Below are 21,716 nucleotides of genomic sequence, written 5' to 3'. Positions count from 1 at the left end.
TGTTGGTGTATTGGCGCGCATTCATCTGGCATCGCGGCCTGTTACACCCTACCGGTACCGGAGTGGCACGCACGTGTCAGGCTTTGTACTTAGGGTACGCTAACCCTCATGGGCAAGGTGAAGGCGAAGAAGGTGTCGAGCCTGAAGCCGAAGAAAAAGTGCTGCAGAAAGAAGACGCGCTGCTTCAAATGCCCCGTCGTCATCATGCGCATGAAGAAGGCCGAGGCCGCCGGAGTGTGCGGTAAAGATCTCAAAAAGGCGCTCAAACACGCGCGTGCGGCCTGAGGCGGATGACCACGGGCGATGCGTGCCGCCCGAAGCAGGCGTAGAACTGCAGGTATGGGTACTCCGAAACCGGCGTTGCTCTCCGATCCCGAGATCACCATCGCCCTGGCCACCCTCCCGGAGTGGTCACGCGACGGCGACGCGATCACCCGCACGGTGCAGGCGGAGTCGTTTCCGGCCGGCATCGAACTGGTCCGCAAGGTCGCCACGGCGGCCGAGGCGGCCGATCATCATCCCGACATCGATATCCGATGGCGCACACTGCGATTCACCCTGAGTACACACTCGGCCGGCGGCCTCACCGCCAACGACACGACCATGGCGCACACCATCGACGACCTCGTCGGCGGCTGAATCCTCAGCTCGCGGCGGGCACTTCGGCCCGGCGACCCAGCCCACGCGCCTGCGCGCGCAGGGTGTCGCGGCCGTGCCAGATCAGCCAGCCGAGCAGCACGAACACCCCGATCACGTCGACCGCGCCGAGCCAGGCCAGCGGCCACGGCCGGGGGATCGTCCAGATGGTCGGCTGCGCGAACGACAGCACCCAGGGCACGCCGATCAGCATCGTCAGCACCCAGAATCCGGCGATGATCCGCGCGACGCGCTGCTCCCGCAGCGGGCCGTAGAGCAGCCACAGCACCGTCGGGATCAGCCAGACCCAGTGGTGCGACCAGGAGATCGGCGAGATCATCAGGCCGAACAGCTGCACCAGCACCAGGGTGCCGAGCCGGTCGTCGGGGCCCAGCGTGCGCCAGGCGAGGACCGCCAGCACCCCCGTGACCAGGACCGCGGCGAGCCACCACGGCCCGGACTGCACGTCGTAGCCGAGGATCCGGCTCAGCGCGCCACGCAGCGACTGATTCCACACCGACCCCACCGGCCCGATCCGGTCCGCGTCCCCGAGCAGCGTGCCGAAGTACCGCTTCGCCTCGTGCGCGTTGATGAGAAAGCTCACAGCGACGGTCAGCCCGAAGGCCGCCGCCGACCACAGCACCGTCGCCCAGCGGCGGCGGGCCACGAAATACAGCCCGGTGATCGCGGGCGTCAGCTTGATGCCGGCGATCACGCCGACCAGCGTGCCCGAGATCCACCACCGCGCACTGCGCACCGCCAGCATCGCGCCGAACACCAGGAACACATTGACCTGGCCGTAGTCGATGGTCGTGCGCACCGGCTCCAGCCAGACGCCCAGCGCCGTCCAGCCGACCGCGGCCGTGATCCACCGCGTCCGCTTGGCCCGCTCCGGGCCGAGCAGCAGTTCGAAGCTGATCCGGATCACGCCGTAGAGCGCGGCGACGGTGGCCAGCATCCAGCCGACGGCGACCGCCGCGAACGGCAGATAGTGCAGCGGGAAGAAGACCAGCGCGGCGAACGGCGGATAGGTGAACGGCAGCGGGAAGTCCGGCGTCTTCTCCGCGTAGGTGAAGTCGTAGAGGCGATCGGTGAGCAGCGCGGCCGAGCCGTCCACATACACGTGCAGATCGACGACATTGAGGCCGTTCTTCGCGAACAGCATCCAGCCCAGCCTGGCGAGCACGGACAATCCGAGCAGCGCGAGAGCCCATCGGAGGTGTCGGTTCAATGCCAGGCTTTCGGTCGAGTGGGCGGCGTCGCGGTGCTTTCCTCACCTTAACCGGGCGACCACGGACAGCCGCGCGCACGGGTTCGCGCGAGGGCGCGCGACACCATCGGTAACATTTGCATCAACATCCCCAGCTGTAACACCAACGGGGGTTAGCGTCGATGAACACGGCCGCCGGTTCGCCGCCAGCGGCCGGGCGGCTGTACAACACGGCAGCGATGTCCTTAGAGTGACCCCGACATCGAAGGGCTCGATACCCCTCGCCCCATCGCAACACCGAGGTAAGGACGGCTGGACAAGTGCTTCGTAGCCGAGGATCGCGGATCGCATCGACCGCATTCGCCATTGCGGCAAGCGCCATGCTCGCCGCGCCGGCGTCGACCATCGCCGCTCCGGCACCTGCTCCGCAGGCCGCGCCGATCAGCGTTCCGATGGTGCCCGAGGGCGTCCCGGTCGACGCGCTGGCCGCCTTCGCCCCCGCCGTCGCGGGCCTGATCGCCGGCCCCGCCGACGTCGCCAGCCCGCAGACCGCGCTGCTCGATCAGGCGCGCGCCCTGCTGGCCACCCTGAACCTGCCGCCGGCCATCAAGTCCACGCTCGAGCGGATCATCACCTTCCTCGACGGCAGCGGCGGCGGTGGCCCGGAGATCCCGCAGGACGGCCCGGTCATCGCGCAGTTCCTGTACCCGACGATCGGCAAGGGCTGCATCGGCGACGGCGCCGACTCGGTCGGCACCGCGCTCGCGGTCGCGGGCCCGGCCCAGCTGCCCCCGCCCGGCGTCGCCGCCGGTCAGGCCGGTTTCGTGTTCACCGCGCTCGGCACCAAGGCGCCGACCGCCGAGCAGAACCCGCCGATGACGGTGCAGTGGCTCAACCTCGACACCCGCCAGTCCGCGATCCAGACGCTGACCGACGAGGCCAAGATCAACCCCGGCGGCCCGGCCACCCTCTCGGCCATCGCCAGCACCGGCCACGGTCGCGTCGTCGCCGTCGTCTCCGGCTCGCTGACCACGCAGGCCGAGGGCGCCGCCCCGCGCACCTGCACCTTCATGCCGACCCTGGGCTTCTTCACCGTCTAGGTCCGCGACGCACCGAGCCCGGTCCGTTCCCTCGGGAACCGGCCGGGCTCTGTCGTTGTCGGCGGGTTCCCGCGAGCATCGCGATGTGGTAGACCGAGAACCATGGCGACCACGCAAGGTTCATCCCGCGCCGCTCGGTCGATCCGCAGCAGGCGGTCCAGCCGTTCCATCCTGTCCTACCGATCCGAGGGTTCGATCCTGTCGATCGGCTCGGCCTATTCGATCCTGTCGATCGGCAGCGTCGGCTCGGTGCTCTCGATCGGCTCGGTCGGCTCGTTCGGGTCGGCGATCTCCTCGGGCTCGTTCGCGAGCCTGGGTTCGGCGCTGTCGGGTCTGTCGCGCTGGTCGTTACTGTCGTGGCGCGGCGTGCTCGCCGAACCCGAAGGCCGGGCCGCGCTGCGGGTCATCCCCGACGACGAGCCGGATCTCCGGCTCGCGCCGACCTGCCACTGCCAGACCTAGCTCACCACTGGCCGTAGTCGGTGGCCAGCACCCGGTTCAGATCGACGCCGATGCCGTCGATATCGCGCTTGTCGATCTCGAACTGGTGCAGCTGGGCGGCCGGGTGCACATAGCCCTTCGGCGTGCCCCAATTGTGCTGCCAGAACCAGGAACCCAGCCCGGCGTCGAGCGCGCGGTCGATGGTGGGGGTGTTGGCGTAGATGCCGACGAGATCGGCGCCGAGCACCGACTGCCACCCTTCGATGTAGGGCGCGATCATCTCGTCGAACTCCTCCTCGGAGGGGTTGTCGTCGATCGAGGCGTAGATCGGCGCGGTGTCGGGACCACCGGCGGCGGTGTGCAATTCCCAGCCGCGCTCGGCGTGCTGCTTGCCCGCTTCCAGGCCGCCGCGCCAGTCGGCCGTCGGGCCCTTGCCGAACTGATAGTTCGACACGATCGACAACCCGGCCGCCCACAATTGCTCGACCTCGGCCGCCAGCAGCGGCTTGCCCGCCATCCACTCCGCGCCGGGCCTGCGGTCGGAGACGTAGCGGATCACGCCGATGTGCCCCGCGTCCCTGATCGCCTCGGCCGAGGGCACGCCCGCGGCGTAATCGACCAGGGTGCCGAAGGATTGGGCGGCCGCGGGTGCGGCGGAGGTGGCGGCCAAGCCGAGCCCGACCGTGGTCGCGGCGGCGGCGAAGCCGAAGAACTCCCGCCGGGTCACCGGAACAGAACGCATCGCAGAGCTCCTTCGCGCAACCCGACCTTCAACCGGCAGCGTGCCCGGCGCGCCTTCCCCGAATCCCGCGCGCCGGGAGCCTCGAACGTGCACTCATTTCACCACAACCACAGGGGAACCGCCAGAACCAAAGGTCACTTTCGTCCCAGCTGTCACACAGGTCAGGTGGCGCTGTCGATGGCCGCGCCCACGTCGATGGTGCGGCCCGACGGATCGGCCAGCTCGGTGCTGACCACGGCGACGACCTGTGCCATCACCTGCTTCTTGATCCCGGCCAGCCGGGCCAGGGTGGCCGCGCGCAGCCCCTTGGCGGTGAATTCCATCGAGATGTCCTCGAGCGCGGGCGGCGGCACGTCGATGACGATCTGCAGCGGCTCGGCGGCCCTGGCCGTGAGGACCAGCGGAATCTCCAGGTCGGCGCGGTAGTGATTGGCCTTGAGCACGTCGACGGTGATGTCGAGGCCGACGGGCAGCGTCATGTCGAACACCCGGGGATCGCCCGGGGCGCCCATCCCGCGGTCGATCACGCGCGCCTGCTCGATCGCGCCGCGCACGGTCACCGTGGCCGCGCCGCGCGGACCCTCCGAGAGCGGGCCGACCACGATCTCGCTGCCCGCCATCTGCGCGACCACGTCGTGCACGCGTTCCCTGGTGACGATGTGGGTGAAGAAGCGCAGGCCGAACTCGCGGAAGTCGATCCACTCGAAGACGGTGTCGTTGCGATGCGGCGAGCGGTAGCCGTCGAGGATGGCCTCGATGTCGAAGACCCGCTCGGAGCGGACCTTCGGGTCGCCGACGATGGCGTTCACCCGGTTCGCGACCTCGCGCTGCACCAGGCCCGCGATCGGGTCGAGCAGCATCTCCCAGGCGGTGTCGATGGCCTCAGCGCGCAGCGTGAAGCTCACGTCCTTGGCGGTCACGGGGGCCACGTCGATCACCACCAGCAGCGGTTGCGCGGTGCGCGCGTGCAGCGTCAGCCCGATCTCGACGACGGCGGCCAGGCGTAGCTTGCGTCCGCCGAGCACCAGGTTCACCGCCAGCGTCAGCGGTATCCGGACACCGAAGGCCAGCGCGTCACCGGGATTGCGGGTGACCACGGGTGTCCCGAGGGTGCCCTCGGCGACGAAGCCGGCGAGTCCGGCGGGGCCGAGGGAGAACGGGCCGATCGTCACGCCGCGGCCGGTCATGCCCGCCACCGCGGCGGCGATGCGCTCCTCGGTCACCGCGTAGGTGACGAAGCGCTCGCCGAAATCGGCGTACTCGATCCACTTCGGGTCTCGTCGAGCCTGCTCGGTCACCTTCGCGCGCACATCGGACACCGTACGTGACGCAGGGAAACCCCCGGTTGATGGCACAACACCCCCGTCCTGCCGATGAGGGGGAAGCAGGACGGAGGGGTCGGCCGGGGCGCTGCCGGGCGCCACCGCTTCCATCGTACGGGTACCCGCGTGGTACCGCCGTCCAGCTTCATGGCAGTTGTCTTGAGCGACAATCGATTTCAGAAACGTCCATAACCGACCAGATCAGCGGTTTCGGCCGGTCGGATGGTGCGCACCCGTACCCCGCCCAGCTCGTTGCCGCCGATCGTGGTGATCGTGTCGCCCTCGGCTTTCAGCACGATGTTGGTGTGCTGGCCGAGCGGGCTGGCCGGGCCGTAGAGCACCACGTCGCCCGTGCGGGGCCGGTAGCCGACGTCACCGGGGGTGAACCGACCGACCTGCTGGTAGTACTCGGTCAGGGTGTAGACGCCGGGGATACGCCAGGAGCCGGAATTCGGATTGGCCAGCGGTCTGCCCGCCGCGCGCATCGTCCAGCTGACGAAATCGGCGCACCAGGCCTCCTCGACGCCCTCGGCGTACTTCGTTCCGGCGCCGGGGCGGTCGTATTCGCGACGCAGCACGTCGACCAGGGCGATCTGCTGTTCGTCGAGGTGTTCGCTGTCGAGCGCGGGGAACTGCTCGCCCCAGTCGTGCTGCCACCACACCCATCCGACGACGACCACGGCCGTCACCGCGAGCAATCCCGAGATGCCGAGCGCCCAGCGCCCCCGGCGACCGGTACGTTCGGCTTGCACTAGCGTCATCGCCCCCCGCTTTCGATCTGTCTTCTGATCTCTAAGACGAACCGGAGACGGCCGCGGTTCCCGAAACGGGCCGCGAATATTGCGTGCTCCGGAGCGGGCCGGGTGGGAGACGATCACCGGGTGGACCCCTGCGCCACCCGGGTATCGGCTCGCTACCGCGCTCTCGGCGCGCATCCAGCGTGCGTGCCGTCCCCTCCGGCGACGTCCACGCGCGGGGCGCGGACGTGGTTTCGAACACGTACCGCTCCGGAACACACAGTCTTGACCAGCGCGTACTCCGGCCTGGATCACCGTGCCGCGATGGACTGACAGCCGGGCGCTGTCCCGTCCGGCTGTGAGAATTTTTGCGAACGCTTTACTGTCGGTCAAGCTAGACGACTGTCCCAGTTTGTCCCAGTACGGCCAGAAAGGCGGGATCGCCCAGGTGGAGGACGCCCACGTCTCGATCGCCCGATATCTCCGCGAACGTCGCGAATCGTCGGGCCTGACCAGGGCGGCATTGAGCCAGGCCGCGGGCATCTCCCCCGCCCTGATCCAGAAGATCGAACAGGGCACCCGCACGCCGACCCTGGAGGCCCTCGCGGCGCTGTTCGACGCGCTCGACGTCCCCGAGCTGTTCCGCAGCCACATCATCATGATGTCGCTGTCGCATCGCTTCGACAGCCCGCTGCCCGCCACCGCCCCGGCGGTCCCGGCGGCGGACCGGCTGCTGATCGACAGCCTGCCCTATCCGGCCAGCCTGCAGGAGTATCCGGCGTTCGACGTGCTGGCCGTGAACGAGGCGTGGCGCAAGCAGTTCCCCGGCCTGCTGCCGGGCATCACCGTGCTCGAGTGGATGCTGCTGCACCCGACGTCGCGCGCGGTGATCCACGACTGGGAGCGCCACATCCACCTGAGCGTCTACGCCTTCCGGCTGATGGGCCCCAGCTCGATGCCGCAGGCGCGAATCGACGAATTGATCGCGATCCTGTCCGCGGCGCCGGAATGGGAGTATTTCTGGACCACCGAGCCGCCGGGGCCGCACGCCCTCGACGACCCGGAAGTGACGGTGGTGCACGCCGAGACCGGCGAGCCGACCACCCTGGCCATGCACAATCTCGATTTCGCGCTGCCCCGGCGGAACTGGTCGATGATCACGTTCACGCCGAAGGCGACCGACTAGCCGAAAGAGCACCCGACGTGGAGAACCCGCATCCGCCGATCGCTCGGTACCTGCGCGAACGCCGCGAATCGGCGGGACTGACCCGGGCGGCGCTCAGCGCCGTCGCCGGCATCTCGCCCGCGCTCATCCAGAAGATCGAACAGGGCACCCGGCCGCCGACGCTCGAGGCGCTGACCGCGCTGTTCGACGCGCTCACCGTCCCGGACGTGATGCGCGATCACCTGATCTCGCTGGCGATCGCCGCGCGCTACGAATCCGTGCCGCTGCCGCTGGTTCGACCGACCGACCTGGTCCTGCTCGACGGGATCACCCATCCGGCCAGCCTGCAGATGCACCCGACGTTCGACGTGGTGGCCACCAACGCCGCGTGGCGGCAGTGGTTCCCCGGCCTGGAGGCGGGCGCCTCGATGCTGGAGTGGATGCTGCTCGACCCGCGCGCCAGGACCGCGCTCGTCGACTGGGACACCCAGACGCACCTGTGCGTGTACGGGTTCCGGCTGATGGGGCCGGGCCTGGCCCCGCAGCAGCGGATCGATGAGATCGTCGAGACCTGCGCGCAGGCGCCCGAGTGGACGAAGTTCTGGACCAGCGACCCGGCCGGGGCGCACAGCCTCGACGGGCCGCGCATGTATCTGCGCGATCCGGCGACCGGCGCGACGATCGCGATGACCGTGCATTCGCTCGGCTCGTCGCTGGTGCCGCGCCGGGACTGGTCGCTGGTGGTCTACGCGCCGATCCCGGCGGACTGAGCCCTCAGTCGGCCTTGCGGATCGGGATGAGCGCGGTCAGCACGATCGCGACCGCCGCGCCCGCCATCGCGATGAAGAAGGCGGTGTGGAAACCCTCGCGCGAGGGCAGCACGTGCGGGCCGAGCTGCATGGTCATGTGCGCGAGCACCACGCTCATCACGGCCGCGGAGGTGGAGGTGCCGATCGAGCGCATGAGCGAGTTCAGGCCGTTGGCCGCGGCGGTCTCGCTGATCGGCACCGCGCCCATGATCAGCGCGGGCATGGCGGCGTAGGCCAGGCCGACACCACCGGCGACGATCACCGCCGACAGCACGATCTGCCAGACGCTGTCCATCATCACCACCGCGCACAGGTAGCCGATACCGATCACCGCCGAGCCGAGGGCCAGCGTCAGCTTGGGGCCCTTCTTCGCCGACAGCCGCGCCGAGACCGGCGAGAGCAGCATCATGACCAGACCGGTCGGCGCCATCGCCAGACCGGCGACCACCATCGACAGGCCGAAGCCGTAGCCGGTCGCCTCGGGCGCCATCAGCAACTGCGGGAAGGTCAGCGACATGCCGTAGAGCGCGAAACCGACCGCGATCGAGGCCAGGTTGGTGAACAGCACCCGCGGTCGCGCCGAGACCCGCAGGTCGACCAGCGGCGCGGACTGACGCAGTTCGTAGACACCCCAGAGCAGGAAGCTCGCCAGCGAGACGGCGAACAGGATCAGGATGGAGGCGCTGGCCCAGCCCCAGTCGGCGCCCTTGGTGATGCCGATCAGCAGCGTCAGCAGCGCGATCGACAGGCCCACCGCACCGCCGAAGTCGAACCGCGACGGCGTGCGCACCGGCGATTCCGGCACGAAGACGAACACCAGCACCGCGCACACCGCGCCGAGTCCGGCGGCGGTCCAGAACAGCACGTGCCAGTTCGCGTTCTGCGCGATCACGGCCGCGAACGGCAGGCCGATCGCGCCGCCGACGCCGAGGGTTGCGCTCATCACGGCCATCGCGCCGCCGACCTTCTCGGCGGGCAGTTCGTCGCGCATGATGCTGATCCCCAGCGGGATCGCGCCCACCGCGGCGCCCTGCAGCGAGCGGCCGACGATCTCGGGCAGCAGCGAGGAGAAGCTCGCGCAGATCACCGAGCCGACGATCATGAAGCCGAGATTGACGACGAGCACCAGCCGCTTGCCGAACATGTCGCCGAGCTTGCCCGAGATGGGCGTGGAGACCGCGCCGGCCAGCAGCGTGGCGGTGACCACCCAGGAGGCGTTGGACGCCGAGGTGTTCAGCAGGCCGGGCAGCGACGGGATGATCGGGATGACGAGCGTCTGCATGAGCGAGACGACGACGCCGACAGTACTGAGCACAGCGATGAGCACGGCCGGCGTGACGCCGCGGGTTTCGGGAGAGGCCGGCGTGACGTCGGCCGCGGTAACAGACACATTATGCACCGTACACAGCATGTGTATAGTACACAATTTTGATTCGCGGTGATCCACGCGACATAGTTGGCATATGTCCGATTCCGGCCCCGCCGACGACACCCCGTTCACCCGCCTGGTGTTCGAGCTGAACCTGATCTCGCGCCACTTCCCCACCACGACGCGGCGCAGGCCCGGGTTCGCGCTGGACCGCTCCGCGTTCCTCATCCTCACCCGCCTGGACCTGGGCGAACCGCTGAGCCTGCGCGAACTGTCGGAAGCGTTCCAGCTGGACATCTCCACCATCAACCGCCAGGTCGGCGCGATGCTGAAGCAGAACCTGGTGGAGCGGGTGCCCGATCCGGACGGCGGCGTCGCCAGGAAGGTGCGCGCGACCGCCGAGGGCAAGGCCGCGCTGGCCGCCGATCAGAAGCACCGGGCCGCGGGCATCGGCGTCGTCGTCGCCGACTGGGATCCCGACGACGTGGCCGAATTGAGCAGGCTCATGCAGAAGTTCAACCACTCGGTCGAACGGATCGAGGAAAACCCGTGGCCCAGACCTCCGCGCGCGCACGACTGAGCGCGCTAAGCTCCGCCGCGTGGTCACTCAACGGTCTGCCCGCCCGAGCTGGCTCGCCTGGGACAACTACTTCGTCGGCGTCGGCGGCTTGGTCCTCGGCCTGTGCTTCGGCACCTGCGCCGCGCTGATCGCCGGCCCCGGCCGCAATCTCGCGGCCGTCGTCCTGGTCGTCCTCGCCGCGATCTGCGTGCTGCCCGCGCTGCTGCGCGCCGTCGCCGAACTCAGCGTCTGGGTCCGGCTCGCCGTGCTCGTCATCGGCTTCGCGCTGCTGCTACCCGCGATCGCGCTCAGCCCCGACGTGCGGGACTGGGCGGCGGAACGCTGGGAACGGGCCTGGAAGTAACCGCCCTACAGCTGATTACGCGGGACGGCGAGCAGCATCTGGATCGCCTTCTGGATGAACTGCGCCGACTGCCAGGTCAGGTAGGCGCCGGCGGCGCCCGCGGCACCCGCGCTCGAGGACCCGGAGGCCGAGCCCGAGGCCAGATCCGCTGACCCGGTGGCCGATCCGGTCGCCGAGCCCGAGCCCGGCAGCGCCGACGCGGGCGCGGCGGGACCGAGCAGCCCGATCGTCATCGCGACGCCGACCACCGCGGCGCGCACTGCGTACTTGGACGTTTCACGACCGGACACCATCAGCTGAATCCCACTCTCCGAAAAGCACTGCGAACATGCAGTATTCACGCCGAATGCGCCCGCCAAACCCGATTCGCGTGGATTGCCCACTTCGCGCGGTTCTCGGCGTGCATTTTTCGGCGATACGGCCCGACCCGTGTTCATTCTCCGCCGGGTCGGGCACCGGTGACAGACCACGGATCTCGGGGCAGCCCCGGCACCGTGGTCCGGCCGTCAGTGGGTCGCGGCCCGGCGTTCCCGCGCCGCCTCCTCGAATCGCTCCGCCCGCTCACGCACGACGTCGGCCGCGTGCGCACCCCGGGTCAGGGCGACATCGAGCAGGTGCGCGCCGCGCTCCTTGGCGGCTTCGGCCAGCACCGGCCCCCGCTCCCTGGCCACCTCGGCCAGCTGCGTTCCCCGTTCCTTCGCGGCTTCGGCCAGCACCGGCCCCCGGTCCTTGGCGACCTCGGCCAGCTGCGCGCCGCGCTCCTTGGCGACCTCGGCCAGCACCGGGCCGCGTTCCTTGGCGACCTCGGCGAGCTGCACGCCGCGCTCGCGCGCCGCCTCCGCGATCTGCGGGCCCCGATCGCGGGCGATCTCGGCCAGCTGCGCGCCCTGCTCGTTGGCGACCTCGGCGAGGTGCGCGCCGCGCACCTTGGCCGCGCCGACGAGGGCCGCGCTCTCCGCCGCCACCCGCGATTCCCGGCGCGACAGCGCCTGCCTGGCCCGCCAGCCCAGTGACGGCTTGCCCGCGGTATCGGACGCGGCGATCAGCAATCCACCGAGCAGCCCCAGATCCTTGAGGAACCCCGCCAGCTTGGCCGCGCGGCGATCCGGGTCAGGCTCGGCCCAGAAGTCCTGTTCGGTGACGGTGCCGGGGACCACGGTCGCGGCCAGCACCAGGGCGGCCGGTCGCGGCGCGCGGCCGCTGGCCAGCAGCACACCACCCGCGATCTGGGCCACGGCGTTGACCTTGACCAGGCGGCCCGGGTCGTCGGGTATCCGCGCAGCCAGCGAATCGGGCAGCGTCGCCCTGCTCTGGTCGGCGAGTGCGGTCGCCGCGGCGGCACGCGGTTTCGGGTGCATCAACGCGTTGACACCACCGGCGACGAATGTGGTCGCCAACAGAGTGCGGGCAACACGGCGGACTGGCTTCATCGGCATCGTCTGATCCCTTCGTCTACGACTGGGGAGAACGGCTCCTCCCCATTCGACTACCCGGGACCCCACACCACAAACGATCCACACAACGATCCGGTCACACCCGCCCGCTACCGTCGACGCCGTGTCCGACACCACCGTCCGCACGGCCTACGCCGCGATCCACGAGCTCTACATCGACCTGGTCGGCAGCCCCGACGACCTGCATCCCGACGACGCCGACCTGGTCCTGCGCCACCTCGGCGACGTGCCAGGTCCGGTCCTCGACCTCGGGTGCGGCCCCGGCCACTTCACCCAGCTCTTGCACGCCGCCGGCGTCACCGTCACCGGCGTCGACCTGGTCCCCGAATTCATCGCCCACGCCCGCTCGCACTACCCCGACGTGGCGTTCCGCGTCGGCTCCTTGCGCGCGATCGACGTGCCCACCGCCTCGGTCGGCGGCATCCTCGCATGGTTCTCCCTGATCCACTTCACGCCGGCCGAGTTGCCCGCCGTCCTGGCGGAATTCGCCCGGGTGTTGAGGCCCGGCGGCCGGCTGGTGCTCGGCTTCTTCGACAGCGCCGAACAGGTCGAGATGTTCCCGCACAAGGTGACCGCGGCCTATCGCTGGCCGGTCGACGAGCTGGCCGAGGTGCTTCGCGCGGCCGGCTTCACCGAACTCGAACGGCGGCAGCGTCCGGCCGAGGGTGACATCCGCCCGGTGGCCGCCCTCGCCTGCTCACGCGCTCATCGGTAGTTCGGGTGGGGCGGGCAGTCGCACCGAGGTCGCCCGCACCACGCGGAACTGCCCCGGTGTCATGCCGGTCTCGTGCTGGAAGACCCGGTAGAACTGCCGCGTCGAGGAGAACCCGCTGGCCTCGGCGATCCTGGCCACCGACCGCGCCCGGTCGCGCAACAGCAGCTGACGGGCATGGCGGACCCGCATCCGGCGCAGCATGGCGGCCGGACTGGTGCCCAGCAGGGTCTCGAAGGCGCGGTGCAGGGTGCGCCGGGAGACCAGGCACCCGCGCGCGATGCCGTCGACGGTCAGCCGCGGATCGGTGAAGTGCCTGCGCAGGAACACCAGCAGCTGTCCACGCGAGAGCGCCCGCGCCTGTGTGACGACCGTCCGGCGCGCCGAGGCGGCGACGATCGAACGCACCAGGTCCAGACCGCCCGCCGCCAGCGGCCCGGCCTGATCGGGCCGCGGCAGCGCCGCGACACCCGCGAAGAACCGGGCGATCACCTCGCCCGCGCCCGCGGCCGGGACGTGCAGCGGCAGCGCCGCCCAGAACGCCGGACTGGCGGCGAACACCTCGACCGGCAGCCGCAGCACGACCTGGGCCCAGTCGCCGTGCATCGCCCACCGGAACGACTCGCTCGCCCGGTAGACGACGAGATCGCCGGGGCCGAACGCGATCCTGCGCCCGGATTGCTGGATCTCCCCGGTCCCGTCGAGCTGAATGCTCACCAGCAGCTCGTCGCCCCGCGCGGCCGACTCGCGCCGCCGCAGCGTCTGGCGTCCCGCCCGCAGGATCGTCAGCTCGAAGCCGGTGAATCGATGTGATTCGATCCGCCCCGGCGTGCGCGGCTCCGTGCCGTATTCCACCCGAACCGGGGCGAGAGCCTGCGATACCCGGCGCACCCAGTCCTCATCAGCGCCCATCTCAGATTCCCCCTGACCCGACACATTTCGCGTCCTGAACGGATTTTCGAAGATTTATTCCTCGAGATCACCTCTGCGCCAAAGGTTTTCAGACGAAGGTGACGCACACCAACCGAGCGGCCGGAATGCCTTCTCCGGGGATAGTAAAATCTTCAACGAATAGCCCCCCGACATCACTGTTCGCGGTGCGGACAAATAGCCTCGGCGCACCCGATGTGATCGACATCAACCCGGTAATATCCGCGCCATGGCGGACGAGCGTTCCCGCTCGGCGAACGAGAGCGACAACGAACTGACGCCACGGGAGCGACTGGCTTGGCGTATCTACCTCGCCGGAAAGTCCGATCTCGACGAGGTCGTCAACCGCCAATTGGAACAGGGCTACAACCTGAGCTTTCCCGAATTCCGGATTCTGCTCGCCCTGCACCGCGCACCCCATCGCGCCCTGCGCATGAGCGTGCTCGCCGACCGCGTCCACGTCTCCCGTGGCCAGCTCACCCACCTGGTCCGCGCGCTGGAGTCCCGCGACCTGGTGCTGCGGCGGCCCGACCCGCACGACCGCCGTGGCGTCGTCGCCCACCTCACCCCCGCGGGCACCCGCACCGTGGCCGCCGCCCTGCCCGGCCACGAGAAAATAGTCCGCGACCACTTCGTCGAACCCGTCACCGACACCGCGCTCGATACCGTCGCCGACGCCTTCGGACGTATCGTCCGAAATACGAAGGAATTGTCGTCAGGGACCGGAAAGAGCTCCGAAAAGGCCCGCCCGGAACCCACTGAATCGAATAATTGAATAGAAAGTCGGCCGAGTTCCGTTAGTGCGCGGCAGCGCCGATGACGCCGCGCACGACGCTTTCCAGCGCCTCGGCGGTCCGGTCGAGCGGCCGGATATCGCGCTGCGCCCGGCACAGGGCGACAGTGCCCTCGAGCGCGGCGACGATCAAGGTGGCGGTCCGCTCGGCGGCGTCTTCGGCCGCCCCGTGCGCGCGCAGCGATTCGGCGAGCAGGACCGTCCAGTGCCCGAACGCCTCGGCGGCGGCGCGGCGTGGCTCGTCGTCCTCGTCGGGCTGATCCTCCACCGACACCGCCAGCACCGGGCAGCCCGCCTGGAAATCACTGTCCACCAAGATCTTTCGCCACATGGCGACAAACGCGCGCAGACCGGACACCGGACCGGCCGACAACTCGGCGGTCAGTTTGCGCACGGTCAGCGCGTCGGCCAGGCGCACCGCCTCGGCGGCCAGTTGCGATTTCCCGCCGGGGAAATAGTGATAGGTCGAGCCCAGCGGCGCACCGGAATGCTTGGCCAGCTCGCGCACGCTCGTCGCGTTCAACCCGCGCCGCCGCAGCATGTCGGCGGCACCGGCCACCAGTCGATCGCGCGCGTCCGACTGCGCCATCCCACACCTCCTTGCCCATAACGACCGTCATAGCGTACCGTCCATGACTTATAACAGTCGTTATAACGGAGGTGTTCCCATGCCGATGATCCAGCTCACGCTGCCCGCGGGCGTCCTGACCGGTGAGGCCCGGCAGCGGTTGCAGAAGACGCTCGCCGCCACCCTGCTCACCTGGGAGGGCGCTCCCGACACGGCGTTCTTCCGGGCCCAGGCCTGGTGCCTGATCACCGAGGTCCCTGCCGGCGCCTTCGGCACCGCCGAAGACGAGTTGCCCCGCTTCCGGGTCGACGCCACCGTCCCGGAGGGCGCGCTGTCGGACCGCCGCAAAGCCGGTCTGGTCGAGCAGGTGACCGCCGATGTCCTCGCCGCCGCCGCTCTCACCGAGGCCGACGCGCTCCGAGTCTGGGTCCTCATCCACGAACAGCCCGAGGGCACCTGGGGCGCGGCGGGCAACATCATCCGCTTCGCCGAGCTGAAAGCGCTCGCGGCCCAGGCTCGCGGCTGATGCGCGAACTGCACCTGGTCCGTGCTCATCACCTCGCCTGGCGCGAACGACCCGACCCGGTCCTGCGGGGGCCACGCGACGCGCTCGTCCGTCCGTTCGTCGCCGCCAGGTGCGACGGCGACACCATGCCGATCCACCGGCACGTCTCCCGGGCCATGCAGCTCGGCCTGCGTGCCGGATTCATCGACCCGGTGGTGGCGAGCATTTGCGGTGACGTGCCGTTCCGTGGTCCGTTCGGCATCGGCCACGAGTGCGTCGCGGAAGTCGTCGAGGTGGGCCCCGAGGTCACCGGCCTGGCCCCCGGCGACGTCGTGGTCGTGCCGTGGGCGGTGTCGTGCGGGGCATGCCCGGAATGCGCGCGCGGGCTGACCGCCAAGTGCGCGACGACCCGCACCGGCACGCTGGCCGCGTTCGGTTTCGGACCGGCCAGCGGACCGTGGGGCGGCATGGTCGCCGATCTGCTGCGCGTCCCGTTCGCCGACCACATGCTCGTGCGCGTGCCCGGCGGGGTCGACCCACTGCGCGTCGCCGCCGCCAGTGACAATCTCACCGATGCTTGGCGCTGTGTCGTCGGCCCGCTCGCCGAGCGCCCCGGCGGTTCCGTGCTCGTTCTGGCCGGCGCCGCGCAGAGCATCGGCCTCTACGCGGCCGGGCTGGCGGTCGCGCACGGCGCCGAGGTCGTCGACTACGTCGATCACCGCCCGGAACGCCTGGCGATCGCCGAAAAGCTCGGCGCCCGCGCGCATCCGATCGCCACGGGCAAGCTCCGCCGCACCGACCTTCCCGCCCGGCACTACGACATCGCCGTCGAGGCCACCTCCACCGCCGCCGGCGTGGACGCGGCCCTGCGCACCCTCCGGCCGGGCGGAATCTGCACCCCGGTCGGCTACTACCTCGCACCGGGCACGAAGGTGCCGCTGATGCACATGTACGCCAACGACGCGACGCTGAAAATCGGTGTGTCCCATGTCCGTCCGCATCTGCCTGACCTGCTCGACTTCATCGCCGGTACCGAGTTCCCCGCCGAGACCGTCACGACCCTGCTGGCAGACTGGGACGACGCGCCCGAGGCCTACCGAGCCCACACCACCAAGCTCGTCCTGCACCGGCCGCCGCTGGGGCCGGCCGCGTAGCCGGGCGCGGAGGTCAGGCCGCCAGAGCCAGGCTCTCGACATCGAGGCGGTCGGCGCTCGCCCGGGCGACCAGCCGCGCGACGGCCTCGGCGACCCGCGCGGGCTGCTCGAGGATCACCGAGTGGCCGGCGCCGTCGATCAGGACGAAATCCGCGAAGTCGACGGCGGCGGCCATGGCGACCGAATGCGACGGCGGGGTCATCAGGTCGGCCGAGCCGCACAGCACCAGGGTGGGGATCTGCGACAGCACGGGCAGCGCGTCGGTGCGGTCGAACGCCTTGAAGGCGCTCAGGAAGGTCGCCATCGTGACGATCGACGTCGCGTTGTGCATCGCCTCGGCCAGCGCCAGCACCCGCGCGCTGACCGTGCGATCACCGAACTCGGCGGCCCGCACGACCGGCGCGAAAACCTTGCATGCCAGTACCTTCACCTGCTGCATCAGCCGCGGCGCGCGCCGGACGGCGGCCTGGAAGACGGCGATGATCGGGTTGCGCAGCAGCCGCCCGAAGCCCGCGTCAGCGAGCCCGTTCGCGGCGGTCGCGACCAGCCCGACGCCGACGATGCGGGTGCCGATCTCCGCGCGGTACAGGTCGGCGTAGGTCAACACGGTCATGCCGCCCATCGAATGGCCGACCAGCACGACCGGCCCGGTCGGCGCGACGGCGTCGAGCACCTCGTGCAAGTCGCGGCCGAGCTGTTCGAGGGTGTAGGTCTGGCGCGGCGCCGTCGCCGAGTCGCCGTGGCCGCGATGGTCGTAGCAGACGACCCGCGCGCCGGGATGATCGCGCAGCAGGGTGTCGCGCACATCGGTCCACGACTCGGTGCGCAGGCAGTGCCCGTGGATGAGGACCACGGTGAGCTCGGCGTAGCGGCTGCCGTATTCGCGAACCGCGAGCTCGACTCCGTCACCGGTCGTGACCGTGACCCGACGCTCCGAGTGGGCGGTGATGCTGCTCGACATCGGAACCTCCGGATCGCTGACGGTGACAGGTTCAACTCTGCGCCGAATCCGTCCCCGTCATCAGGTCCCCGAGTGCTGGCGCCGAACCCCCGAGGGTGCACAGAACCCCACCTTGGTGCACCGGGGCTACCGCGGCGCGGCCCGCCGCTTCGGACGCATGCCGTCGACTTGGCCACCTGAACGCACCCACCTCTTCATCGCCGATCACTACGCCGACCCGCTGGCCCCCAGCCTGATCACCCGTGCCGCCCTCGACCCCGACAGCGCGGGCGCCTACGTCATCGGCGGCCTACGCCACGGCATCGCCCAGTGACTCCGCACGACACCCCACCGGCCAGCACCTGGCAACCGACCGCCTCTGGCACCTGACCGCCGCTACCCTCGGAATCACCAGGAGCCAGGGGGGCACATGACAAACGACCGGACAGCCGCGACCGCACTACGACAGCGATCACGAACCTTCCGAATCGCCACGGGCATAACGCAAGTAGTCCTCGGCATCGGCGCCGGCTATCTGATCAACTGGGCAACCCTGCTCGGCACCCTGAACCTCCTGATCGCCGCCGAGTGGGAACTCCACTGGCTGCTCGACATCTGGTTCGTCCCCCTCGCGGTGACCTCCGGCCTCGTAGCCACCCTCTGGTTCACCCGCCCGACGATCAGGCCAGCCCTGATCGCGGCAGCGACGAGTTCCCTGCTGACCACAGCGACGTTCGTCTGGATCTTCGCGACGTGGTAGCAACACGCACACCTCCTTCCGGTCCTGCCTTACTCTCACCCTTGTTCAATATTTCAACATGTTCAACTAAAGTGAACACTATGGAAGACCGAACGAGTGAACGCGACATCGAGCACCTGGTGACCCAGGCGATGTCGGCGGTCTCGATCGAGTTCGAGCTGCAGCACTGGACATCGGAGAACACAGCGATCGTCGCGGTTAGCCGCAACGGCTTCGACACCCAGTACCGGATGGCATGGCTACCACACGCCACTCTGTCAGAACTCTCGAAGCTCGAGCAGCACGACGAATCGCACCGGCTCCTGGTCGCAGGACCACTGATCAGCAGCAGAACAGCGGAGGCACTCCGCGACGCGCGCATCGACTACATCGACGACGCGGGGAACGCTCATCTGACCTTCGGCCCGGTCCTGATCGACATCCGCGGACGCCGCGGCACCACTTCCGAGAAGCGTCGGTCACTCCCGGCAGCCAACCTGTTCAGCGTCCGGAGGATGCAGGTCCTGTTCGCGTTGCTGACATGGCCAGACCTGGCGAGCAAACCGGTGCGCATGATCGCCGACACCGCCGGGACATCCGTCGGGATCACGCAATCGACGCTGGAGATCATGAAGGAGTCCGACTATGTCATCGGGAGATCGCTCCATCGGCGCGATGAGCTCATCGATCTCTGGTCTGCGGCGTATCGAGGCACCTTGATGCCGAAGATCCGCGAGGCCTCCTTTACCGGGGATATCGCGCACTGGACGCCGCCGCCGGGCCATCTCGTCAGTGGCGAATCCGCGATCGAATCGATCCGGCAGCCAGAGACGCTGACCGTCTATGTCAAGAACTTCGACCCGATCGTTGCCATCCAGAACGGATGGCGGAAATCCGACAATCCCACCATCGAGATCCGACGAAAGTTCTGGACCGAGCCCCCGTGGTCCACCGCACCCGACCGGTACGGCACCTTCACCGAATCGTCAGCCCCACCACTGATGGTGTACGCAGACCTCCTGGCCTCGAGAGAACCACGGCTGTCCGAAGTAGCGAGCGCCCTGAGGAGGGACCGGCGTGTTTGACCTCCAGCGCATCACCACGCAGTCGCTGGACCTGGTCAGCAGGGTGGTCGACGCATTGGTGACGAACTCGGGTGCGGACGACGCATCGATCATGGTCATCGGCGCACACTGTCGCGACTTGCTGCACGCATCGTTCGGACGCGCCGATCTACTCCGTGCAACCAGTGACGTCGATATCGGTATCGCCGTCGATGGCGATGCCCGGTATCGACAGATAGTTTCGTCCTTCCCCCGGTCGGGCACTACCGAAATCCGCCACACGATCGCGGGTGTTTCGGTCGACGTGGTGCCGTTCGGTGACATCGAAGACCCGGCCGGAACCACCGTCCTGTCCAGCCGACGGGATTCTCTCGACGTCTTCGGCTTTCGAGAGGTTTTCGGGTGCTCGCAGGAAGTTCTCCTGCCGAGCGGGAACCGCGTTCGGATTCCCACACCCGCCGGATACACCGCGCTCAAGTTGAAGCTTGGTGTGACCGATCCAGCCACGGCGAATACAAAGACGCCGGCGATATCGCGATTGCCTGTGGCTGGTATCAGGAGGACGGCGAAGTCCATGCATCGCTGTACGCACAGCGTACCGATCTCCTTCTGAGGGCTGATCTCGACCTCGATGTCGCGACGTTGCTCCTCCTCGGCGAGGAGGTGTCCGATGTTCTCGGAAGCAGCCGAGTGGAAGAGCTGTCCGCAGCCTGGCGGCAGAGCAATCCAGAACTACTCGTGGAGTACTTCGCGCGTCAGCGGTCGAGAACGCGCCCTGACCACGCGGCGGCGCATCGAGCGATCGAGGGACTTACGGCGTTCCTGTCATCGTGAATCCGCGGGACCGATCAGCGGACCACCTGGCCGCAACGCCCGGCGCCACGTTCGCAACAACCAATGCGCCTGGGGATCCTTCAATTCACCCCAGGCGCAACGACTTACAGCGTATCCGCGTTCAGCAAGGTCAAGAAGCGCCCCGCCTACGACCGGATGGTGGAGGACTTCAAGTCCGGCCACTTCGACGCGCTGATTACTTGGGACCTCGACCGCCTTACCCGGCAGCCGCGCCAGCTCGAGGACTGGATTGATGCGGCGGAGAGCCGCGGGCTGCGGATGGTGACCGCCAACGGCGAGGCCGATCTGCAGACCGATGGCGGTCGGATGTATGCCCGGATCAAGGCAGCTGTCGCCCGCGCAGAAATGGAACGAAAGGGTGCCCGGCAAAGTCGTGCACAGCAGCAGCGCGCAAGCAAAGGCCGGCCACCACGCGGGATCCGCGCCACGGGGTACACCCTGGACGGCGAGGTGATCGAGCATGAGGCCACTGCAGTTCGCGAGGTCTACGAAGCCTTCGCGACAGGCACGTCACTGAAGGCCCTCGCGGCCGCTCTTTCAGGCGCCCAACAGGTCGTGCGCGAGGCGGGAGACCGGACTCACCTGCAGATCCTCCCGCCCTCTGTGCCAGCGCTCCCAACACGATCCGGTCGGCCTTGGAACCCCACCTCGGTGCTCGGCATCCTTCGCAATCCGCGTTACGCCGGGTGGAGCATGTTCGAGGGCGAAATCGTCCGCGACGCCGCGGGCGCACCGGTTCGGGGCGAGTGGCCGGCGATTGTGCCCGACGGGCTTTGGCTCGCGGTCCAGCAGCGCCTCGACGATCCCGAACGCGCGTCGAACCGAAAAGGAACTGAACGCCGCCACCTCGGCTCCGGCCTTTACCTCTGTGGCGTGGAAGGCTGCGACAGGCCCGTTCGCGCACACGGCACGCGGTACCGGTGCGCAGGCCACGTAATGAGGTCACGCCAGCAGATCGACAAGTTTGTCGAGGGATTCGTACATCGTCGGCTACGGCAATCTGACCCGTCCGACCTGCTCGTACCCGAGAACAACGAGAGTGCCGCTCGCTTGGCTCAACAACAGCAAGAGCTGCGCGATCGAATCAACCGCGCCAGGGCCGATTACAAAGCCGAGCTGATCGACGGCGCTCTATATGCGGAAATCCGCGACGAAGCAAACGCCATACTAGCCGAACTCGATACGAAACAAGCAAATCTCGCTGCGGGGCCGTCAGCGGCAGCAATCCTGCTGGCGCCGTCCCCGGTTGACGCCTTCGATGACGCCGATCTTGCCGCACAGCGGGCGATCATCGATCTGCTGTGCACGGTGCGACTACTCCCCCACCCTCGCGGACGGAAGGCGTTCGATCCCCAGACGGTGATAATCACACCACGCTAGCCGTGTACAGCGCAGTCAGATTCATACGCTGAACATTGCTTTTACCTAGTTAGAGGCCCCGGTTTTTGGCGGCCTATTCGCGGCGTCTCTGGCACCAAACGGAGCCAGCCAGGAAGCCAGCGCGGAGGCCTGGCCGCGCACGACGGCCAAGCTGATCCCGAACCAAAC

The 21,716-nt window shown here is 68.8% G+C and carries 27 protein-coding genes; 17 read left to right on the top strand and 10 right to left on the bottom strand.

The annotated features are described in order from the left end of the window. Window positions 1-108: 108 nt before the first annotated feature. Complete coding sequence (locus ATM97_RS21605) at window positions 109-285, top strand: hypothetical protein (RefSeq protein ID WP_167456179.1); 177 nt, start codon at window positions 109-111, stop codon at window positions 283-285. Between the two features lie 54 nt (window positions 286-339). Then, complete coding sequence (locus tag ATM97_RS21600) at window positions 340-639, top strand: 4a-hydroxytetrahydrobiopterin dehydratase (RefSeq protein ID WP_218719864.1); 300 nt, start codon at window positions 340-342, stop codon at window positions 637-639. Window positions 640-643: 4 nt separating this feature from the next. Here the strand turns inward: ATM97_RS21600 and ATM97_RS21595 are convergent, their stop codons facing one another. Continuing rightward, window positions 644-1,867, bottom strand: a complete 1,224-nt coding sequence (locus tag ATM97_RS21595; protein ID WP_374104890.1) for a mannosyltransferase — start codon at window positions 1,865-1,867, stop codon at window positions 644-646. Window positions 1,868-2,226: 359 nt separating this feature from the next. Between ATM97_RS21595 and ATM97_RS21590 the strand changes: the two genes are divergently transcribed. Together ATM97_RS21590 and ATM97_RS21585 are read left to right on the top strand one after the other, a co-directional pair. Continuing rightward, window positions 2,227-2,946 (top strand): hypothetical protein, encoded by a 720-nt coding sequence (locus ATM97_RS21590; RefSeq protein ID WP_255588181.1) that lies wholly within the window; start codon window positions 2,227-2,229, stop codon window positions 2,944-2,946. A 102-nt stretch (window positions 2,947-3,048) separates the two neighbouring features. Continuing rightward, window positions 3,049-3,408, top strand: coding sequence for a hypothetical protein (locus ATM97_RS21585; RefSeq protein ID WP_218719862.1), 360 nt, complete (start codon window positions 3,049-3,051; stop codon window positions 3,406-3,408). Between the two features lies 1 nt (window position 3,409). Here the strand turns inward: ATM97_RS21585 and ATM97_RS21580 are convergent, their stop codons facing one another. The 3 genes from ATM97_RS21580 to ATM97_RS21570 all read right to left on the bottom strand — a co-directional run bounded on the left by ATM97_RS21580 (window position 3,410) and on the right by ATM97_RS21570 (window position 6,212). Then, a complete protein-coding gene (locus ATM97_RS21580; RefSeq protein ID WP_218719861.1) occupies window positions 3,410-4,129 on the bottom strand; it encodes a DUF1906 domain-containing protein in 720 nt (239 codons plus the stop codon). Window positions 4,130-4,290: 161 nt separating this feature from the next. After that, window positions 4,291-5,439: a hypothetical protein gene (locus tag ATM97_RS21575; RefSeq protein WP_255588180.1), complete on the bottom strand. Its 1,149-nt coding sequence runs from the start codon at window positions 5,437-5,439 to the stop codon at window positions 4,291-4,293. A gap of 188 nt (window positions 5,440-5,627) precedes the next feature. Continuing rightward, a complete protein-coding gene (locus ATM97_RS21570; RefSeq protein ID WP_218719860.1) occupies window positions 5,628-6,212 on the bottom strand; it encodes a CHAP domain-containing protein in 585 nt (194 codons plus the stop codon). Window positions 6,213-6,600: 388 nt separating this feature from the next. Here ATM97_RS21570 and ATM97_RS21565 point away from each other — a divergent pair, with 388 nt between their 5' ends. Both ATM97_RS21565 and ATM97_RS21560 read left to right on the top strand, forming a co-directional pair. Further along, the gene (locus ATM97_RS21565; RefSeq protein WP_255588179.1) at window positions 6,601-7,374 is read left to right on the top strand and encodes a helix-turn-helix domain-containing protein; all 774 of its coding nucleotides are present in this window, start codon (window positions 6,601-6,603) and stop codon (window positions 7,372-7,374) included. 17 nt (window positions 7,375-7,391) lie between these two features. After that, entirely contained in the window at window positions 7,392-8,123 is a 732-nt protein-coding gene (locus ATM97_RS21560; protein ID WP_218719859.1) for a helix-turn-helix domain-containing protein, read from the top strand. A gap of 4 nt (window positions 8,124-8,127) precedes the next feature. On the opposite strand, the gene ATM97_RS21555 is transcribed toward ATM97_RS21560, so the two are convergent. Continuing rightward, the gene (locus ATM97_RS21555) at window positions 8,128-9,573 is read right to left on the bottom strand and encodes an MFS transporter (protein ID WP_374104889.1); all 1,446 of its coding nucleotides are present in this window, start codon (window positions 9,571-9,573) and stop codon (window positions 8,128-8,130) included. 52 nt (window positions 9,574-9,625) lie between these two features. On the opposite strand from ATM97_RS21555, the gene ATM97_RS21550 reads away from it, so the two are divergent. Both ATM97_RS21550 and ATM97_RS21545 read left to right on the top strand, forming a co-directional pair. Continuing rightward, the gene (locus tag ATM97_RS21550; protein ID WP_218719858.1) at window positions 9,626-10,111 is read left to right on the top strand and encodes a MarR family winged helix-turn-helix transcriptional regulator; all 486 of its coding nucleotides are present in this window, start codon (window positions 9,626-9,628) and stop codon (window positions 10,109-10,111) included. Between the two features lie 19 nt (window positions 10,112-10,130). After that, a complete protein-coding gene (locus ATM97_RS21545) occupies window positions 10,131-10,454 on the top strand; it encodes a hypothetical protein (RefSeq protein ID WP_218719857.1) in 324 nt (107 codons plus the stop codon). 5 nt (window positions 10,455-10,459) lie between these two features. On the opposite strand, the gene ATM97_RS21540 is transcribed toward ATM97_RS21545, so the two are convergent. Together ATM97_RS21540 and ATM97_RS34800 are read right to left on the bottom strand one after the other, a co-directional pair. Next, window positions 10,460-10,747: a hypothetical protein gene (locus ATM97_RS21540; RefSeq protein ID WP_218719856.1), complete on the bottom strand. Its 288-nt coding sequence runs from the start codon at window positions 10,745-10,747 to the stop codon at window positions 10,460-10,462. Between the two features lie 213 nt (window positions 10,748-10,960). Further along, complete coding sequence (locus ATM97_RS34800) at window positions 10,961-11,890, bottom strand: DoxX family protein (protein WP_218719855.1); 930 nt, start codon at window positions 11,888-11,890, stop codon at window positions 10,961-10,963. A 121-nt stretch (window positions 11,891-12,011) separates the two neighbouring features. Here ATM97_RS34800 and ATM97_RS21530 point away from each other — a divergent pair, with 121 nt between their 5' ends. Beyond that, complete coding sequence (locus tag ATM97_RS21530; RefSeq protein WP_218719854.1) at window positions 12,012-12,623, top strand: class I SAM-dependent methyltransferase; 612 nt, start codon at window positions 12,012-12,014, stop codon at window positions 12,621-12,623. Here ATM97_RS21530 and ATM97_RS21525 read toward each other — a convergent pair. Then, window positions 12,606-13,532 (bottom strand): AraC family transcriptional regulator, encoded by a 927-nt coding sequence (locus tag ATM97_RS21525; protein ID WP_218719853.1) that lies wholly within the window; start codon window positions 13,530-13,532, stop codon window positions 12,606-12,608. The two genes, ATM97_RS21530 and ATM97_RS21525, sit on opposite strands and share 18 nt — an antisense overlap. 247 nt (window positions 13,533-13,779) lie before the next feature. On the opposite strand from ATM97_RS21525, the gene ATM97_RS21520 reads away from it, so the two are divergent. Beyond that, complete coding sequence (locus ATM97_RS21520; protein WP_218719852.1) at window positions 13,780-14,325, top strand: MarR family winged helix-turn-helix transcriptional regulator; 546 nt, start codon at window positions 13,780-13,782, stop codon at window positions 14,323-14,325. A gap of 22 nt (window positions 14,326-14,347) precedes the next feature. Here the strand turns inward: ATM97_RS21520 and ATM97_RS21515 are convergent, their stop codons facing one another. Continuing rightward, complete coding sequence (locus ATM97_RS21515) at window positions 14,348-14,932, bottom strand: TetR/AcrR family transcriptional regulator (protein WP_218719851.1); 585 nt, start codon at window positions 14,930-14,932, stop codon at window positions 14,348-14,350. Between the two features lie 79 nt (window positions 14,933-15,011). Between ATM97_RS21515 and ATM97_RS21510 the strand changes: the two genes are divergently transcribed. Together ATM97_RS21510 and ATM97_RS21505 are read left to right on the top strand one after the other, a co-directional pair. Next, entirely contained in the window at window positions 15,012-15,437 is a 426-nt protein-coding gene (locus ATM97_RS21510) for a tautomerase family protein (protein WP_218719850.1), read from the top strand. Beyond that, window positions 15,437-16,570 carry a zinc-binding dehydrogenase gene (locus tag ATM97_RS21505; protein ID WP_218719849.1) on the top strand — a complete coding sequence of 378 codons (1,134 nt, stop codon included), beginning with the start codon at window positions 15,437-15,439 and terminating at the stop codon, window positions 16,568-16,570. Before ATM97_RS21510 ends, ATM97_RS21505 begins: the two co-directional genes overlap by 1 nt. 13 nt (window positions 16,571-16,583) lie before the next feature. On the opposite strand, the gene ATM97_RS21500 is transcribed toward ATM97_RS21505, so the two are convergent. Further along, entirely contained in the window at window positions 16,584-17,531 is a 948-nt protein-coding gene (locus ATM97_RS21500; RefSeq protein ID WP_218719848.1) for an alpha/beta fold hydrolase, read from the bottom strand. A 157-nt stretch (window positions 17,532-17,688) separates the two neighbouring features. Between ATM97_RS21500 and ATM97_RS35070 the strand changes: the two genes are divergently transcribed. The 5 genes from ATM97_RS35070 (at window position 17,689) to ATM97_RS21475 (ending at window position 21,548) form a co-directional block, all read left to right on the top strand. Next, a complete protein-coding gene (locus tag ATM97_RS35070) occupies window positions 17,689-17,844 on the top strand; it encodes a hypothetical protein (RefSeq protein ID WP_218719847.1) in 156 nt (51 codons plus the stop codon). 96 nt (window positions 17,845-17,940) lie between these two features. Then, entirely contained in the window at window positions 17,941-18,270 is a 330-nt protein-coding gene (locus ATM97_RS21490; RefSeq protein ID WP_218719846.1) for a hypothetical protein, read from the top strand. An 80-nt stretch (window positions 18,271-18,350) separates the two neighbouring features. Further along, a complete protein-coding gene (locus ATM97_RS21485) occupies window positions 18,351-19,334 on the top strand; it encodes a type IV toxin-antitoxin system AbiEi family antitoxin (protein ID WP_218719845.1) in 984 nt (327 codons plus the stop codon). Further along, window positions 19,327-19,926: a hypothetical protein gene (locus ATM97_RS21480; RefSeq protein WP_218719844.1), complete on the top strand. Its 600-nt coding sequence runs from the start codon at window positions 19,327-19,329 to the stop codon at window positions 19,924-19,926. The genes ATM97_RS21485 and ATM97_RS21480 overlap by 8 nt, the downstream gene beginning before the upstream one ends. Before the next feature lie 284 nt (window positions 19,927-20,210). After that, window positions 20,211-21,548 (top strand): recombinase family protein, encoded by a 1,338-nt coding sequence (locus ATM97_RS21475; RefSeq protein WP_218719843.1) that lies wholly within the window; start codon window positions 20,211-20,213, stop codon window positions 21,546-21,548. Window positions 21,549-21,716: the final 168 nt, after the last annotated feature.

This window comes from Nocardia sp. MH4 (genome assembly GCF_019266065.1).
Classification (GTDB): Bacteria; Actinomycetota; Actinomycetes; order Mycobacteriales; family Mycobacteriaceae; genus Nocardia; species Nocardia canadensis.
This window is presented reverse-complemented; position numbering and strand designations above follow the sequence as displayed.

Excerpts from the sequence above, each read along its gene's own strand:
- ATM97_RS21605 (WP_167456179.1), top strand. The coding sequence starts at position 109 with ATGGGCAAGGTGAAGGCGAAGAAGGTGTCGAGCCTGAAGCCGAAGAAA.
- ATM97_RS21600 (WP_218719864.1), top strand. The coding sequence starts at position 340 with ATGGGTACTCCGAAACCGGCGTTGCTCTCCGATCCCGAGATCACCATC.
- ATM97_RS21590 (WP_255588181.1), top strand. The coding sequence starts at position 2,227 with ATGCTCGCCGCGCCGGCGTCGACCATCGCCGCTCCGGCACCTGCTCCG.
- ATM97_RS21585 (WP_218719862.1), top strand. The coding sequence starts at position 3,049 with ATGGCGACCACGCAAGGTTCATCCCGCGCCGCTCGGTCGATCCGCAGC.
- ATM97_RS21580 (WP_218719861.1), bottom strand. The coding sequence starts at position 4,129 with ATGCGTTCTGTTCCGGTGACCCGGCGGGAGTTCTTCGGCTTCGCCGCC.
- ATM97_RS21570 (WP_218719860.1), bottom strand. The coding sequence starts at position 6,212 with ATGACGCTAGTGCAAGCCGAACGTACCGGTCGCCGGGGGCGCTGGGCG.
- ATM97_RS21555 (WP_374104889.1), bottom strand. The coding sequence starts at position 9,573 with ATGCTGTGTACGGTGCATAATGTGTCTGTTACCGCGGCCGACGTCACG.
- ATM97_RS21550 (WP_218719858.1), top strand. The coding sequence starts at position 9,626 with ATGTCCGATTCCGGCCCCGCCGACGACACCCCGTTCACCCGCCTGGTG.
- ATM97_RS21540 (WP_218719856.1), bottom strand. The coding sequence starts at position 10,747 with ATGGTGTCCGGTCGTGAAACGTCCAAGTACGCAGTGCGCGCCGCGGTG.
- ATM97_RS34800 (WP_218719855.1), bottom strand. The coding sequence starts at position 11,890 with ATGCCGATGAAGCCAGTCCGCCGTGTTGCCCGCACTCTGTTGGCGACC.
- ATM97_RS21525 (WP_218719853.1), bottom strand. The coding sequence starts at position 13,532 with ATGGGCGCTGATGAGGACTGGGTGCGCCGGGTATCGCAGGCTCTCGCC.
- ATM97_RS21520 (WP_218719852.1), top strand. The coding sequence starts at position 13,780 with ATGGCGGACGAGCGTTCCCGCTCGGCGAACGAGAGCGACAACGAACTG.
- ATM97_RS21515 (WP_218719851.1), bottom strand. The coding sequence starts at position 14,932 with ATGGCGCAGTCGGACGCGCGCGATCGACTGGTGGCCGGTGCCGCCGAC.
- ATM97_RS21510 (WP_218719850.1), top strand. The coding sequence starts at position 15,012 with ATGCCGATGATCCAGCTCACGCTGCCCGCGGGCGTCCTGACCGGTGAG.
- ATM97_RS21505 (WP_218719849.1), top strand. The coding sequence starts at position 15,437 with ATGCGCGAACTGCACCTGGTCCGTGCTCATCACCTCGCCTGGCGCGAA.
- ATM97_RS21500 (WP_218719848.1), bottom strand. The coding sequence starts at position 17,531 with ATGTCGAGCAGCATCACCGCCCACTCGGAGCGTCGGGTCACGGTCACG.
- ATM97_RS35070 (WP_218719847.1), top strand. The coding sequence starts at position 17,689 with ATGCCGTCGACTTGGCCACCTGAACGCACCCACCTCTTCATCGCCGAT.
- ATM97_RS21490 (WP_218719846.1), top strand. The coding sequence starts at position 17,941 with ATGACAAACGACCGGACAGCCGCGACCGCACTACGACAGCGATCACGA.
- ATM97_RS21485 (WP_218719845.1), top strand. The coding sequence starts at position 18,351 with ATGGAAGACCGAACGAGTGAACGCGACATCGAGCACCTGGTGACCCAG.
- ATM97_RS21475 (WP_218719843.1), top strand. The coding sequence starts at position 20,211 with ATGCGCCTGGGGATCCTTCAATTCACCCCAGGCGCAACGACTTACAGC.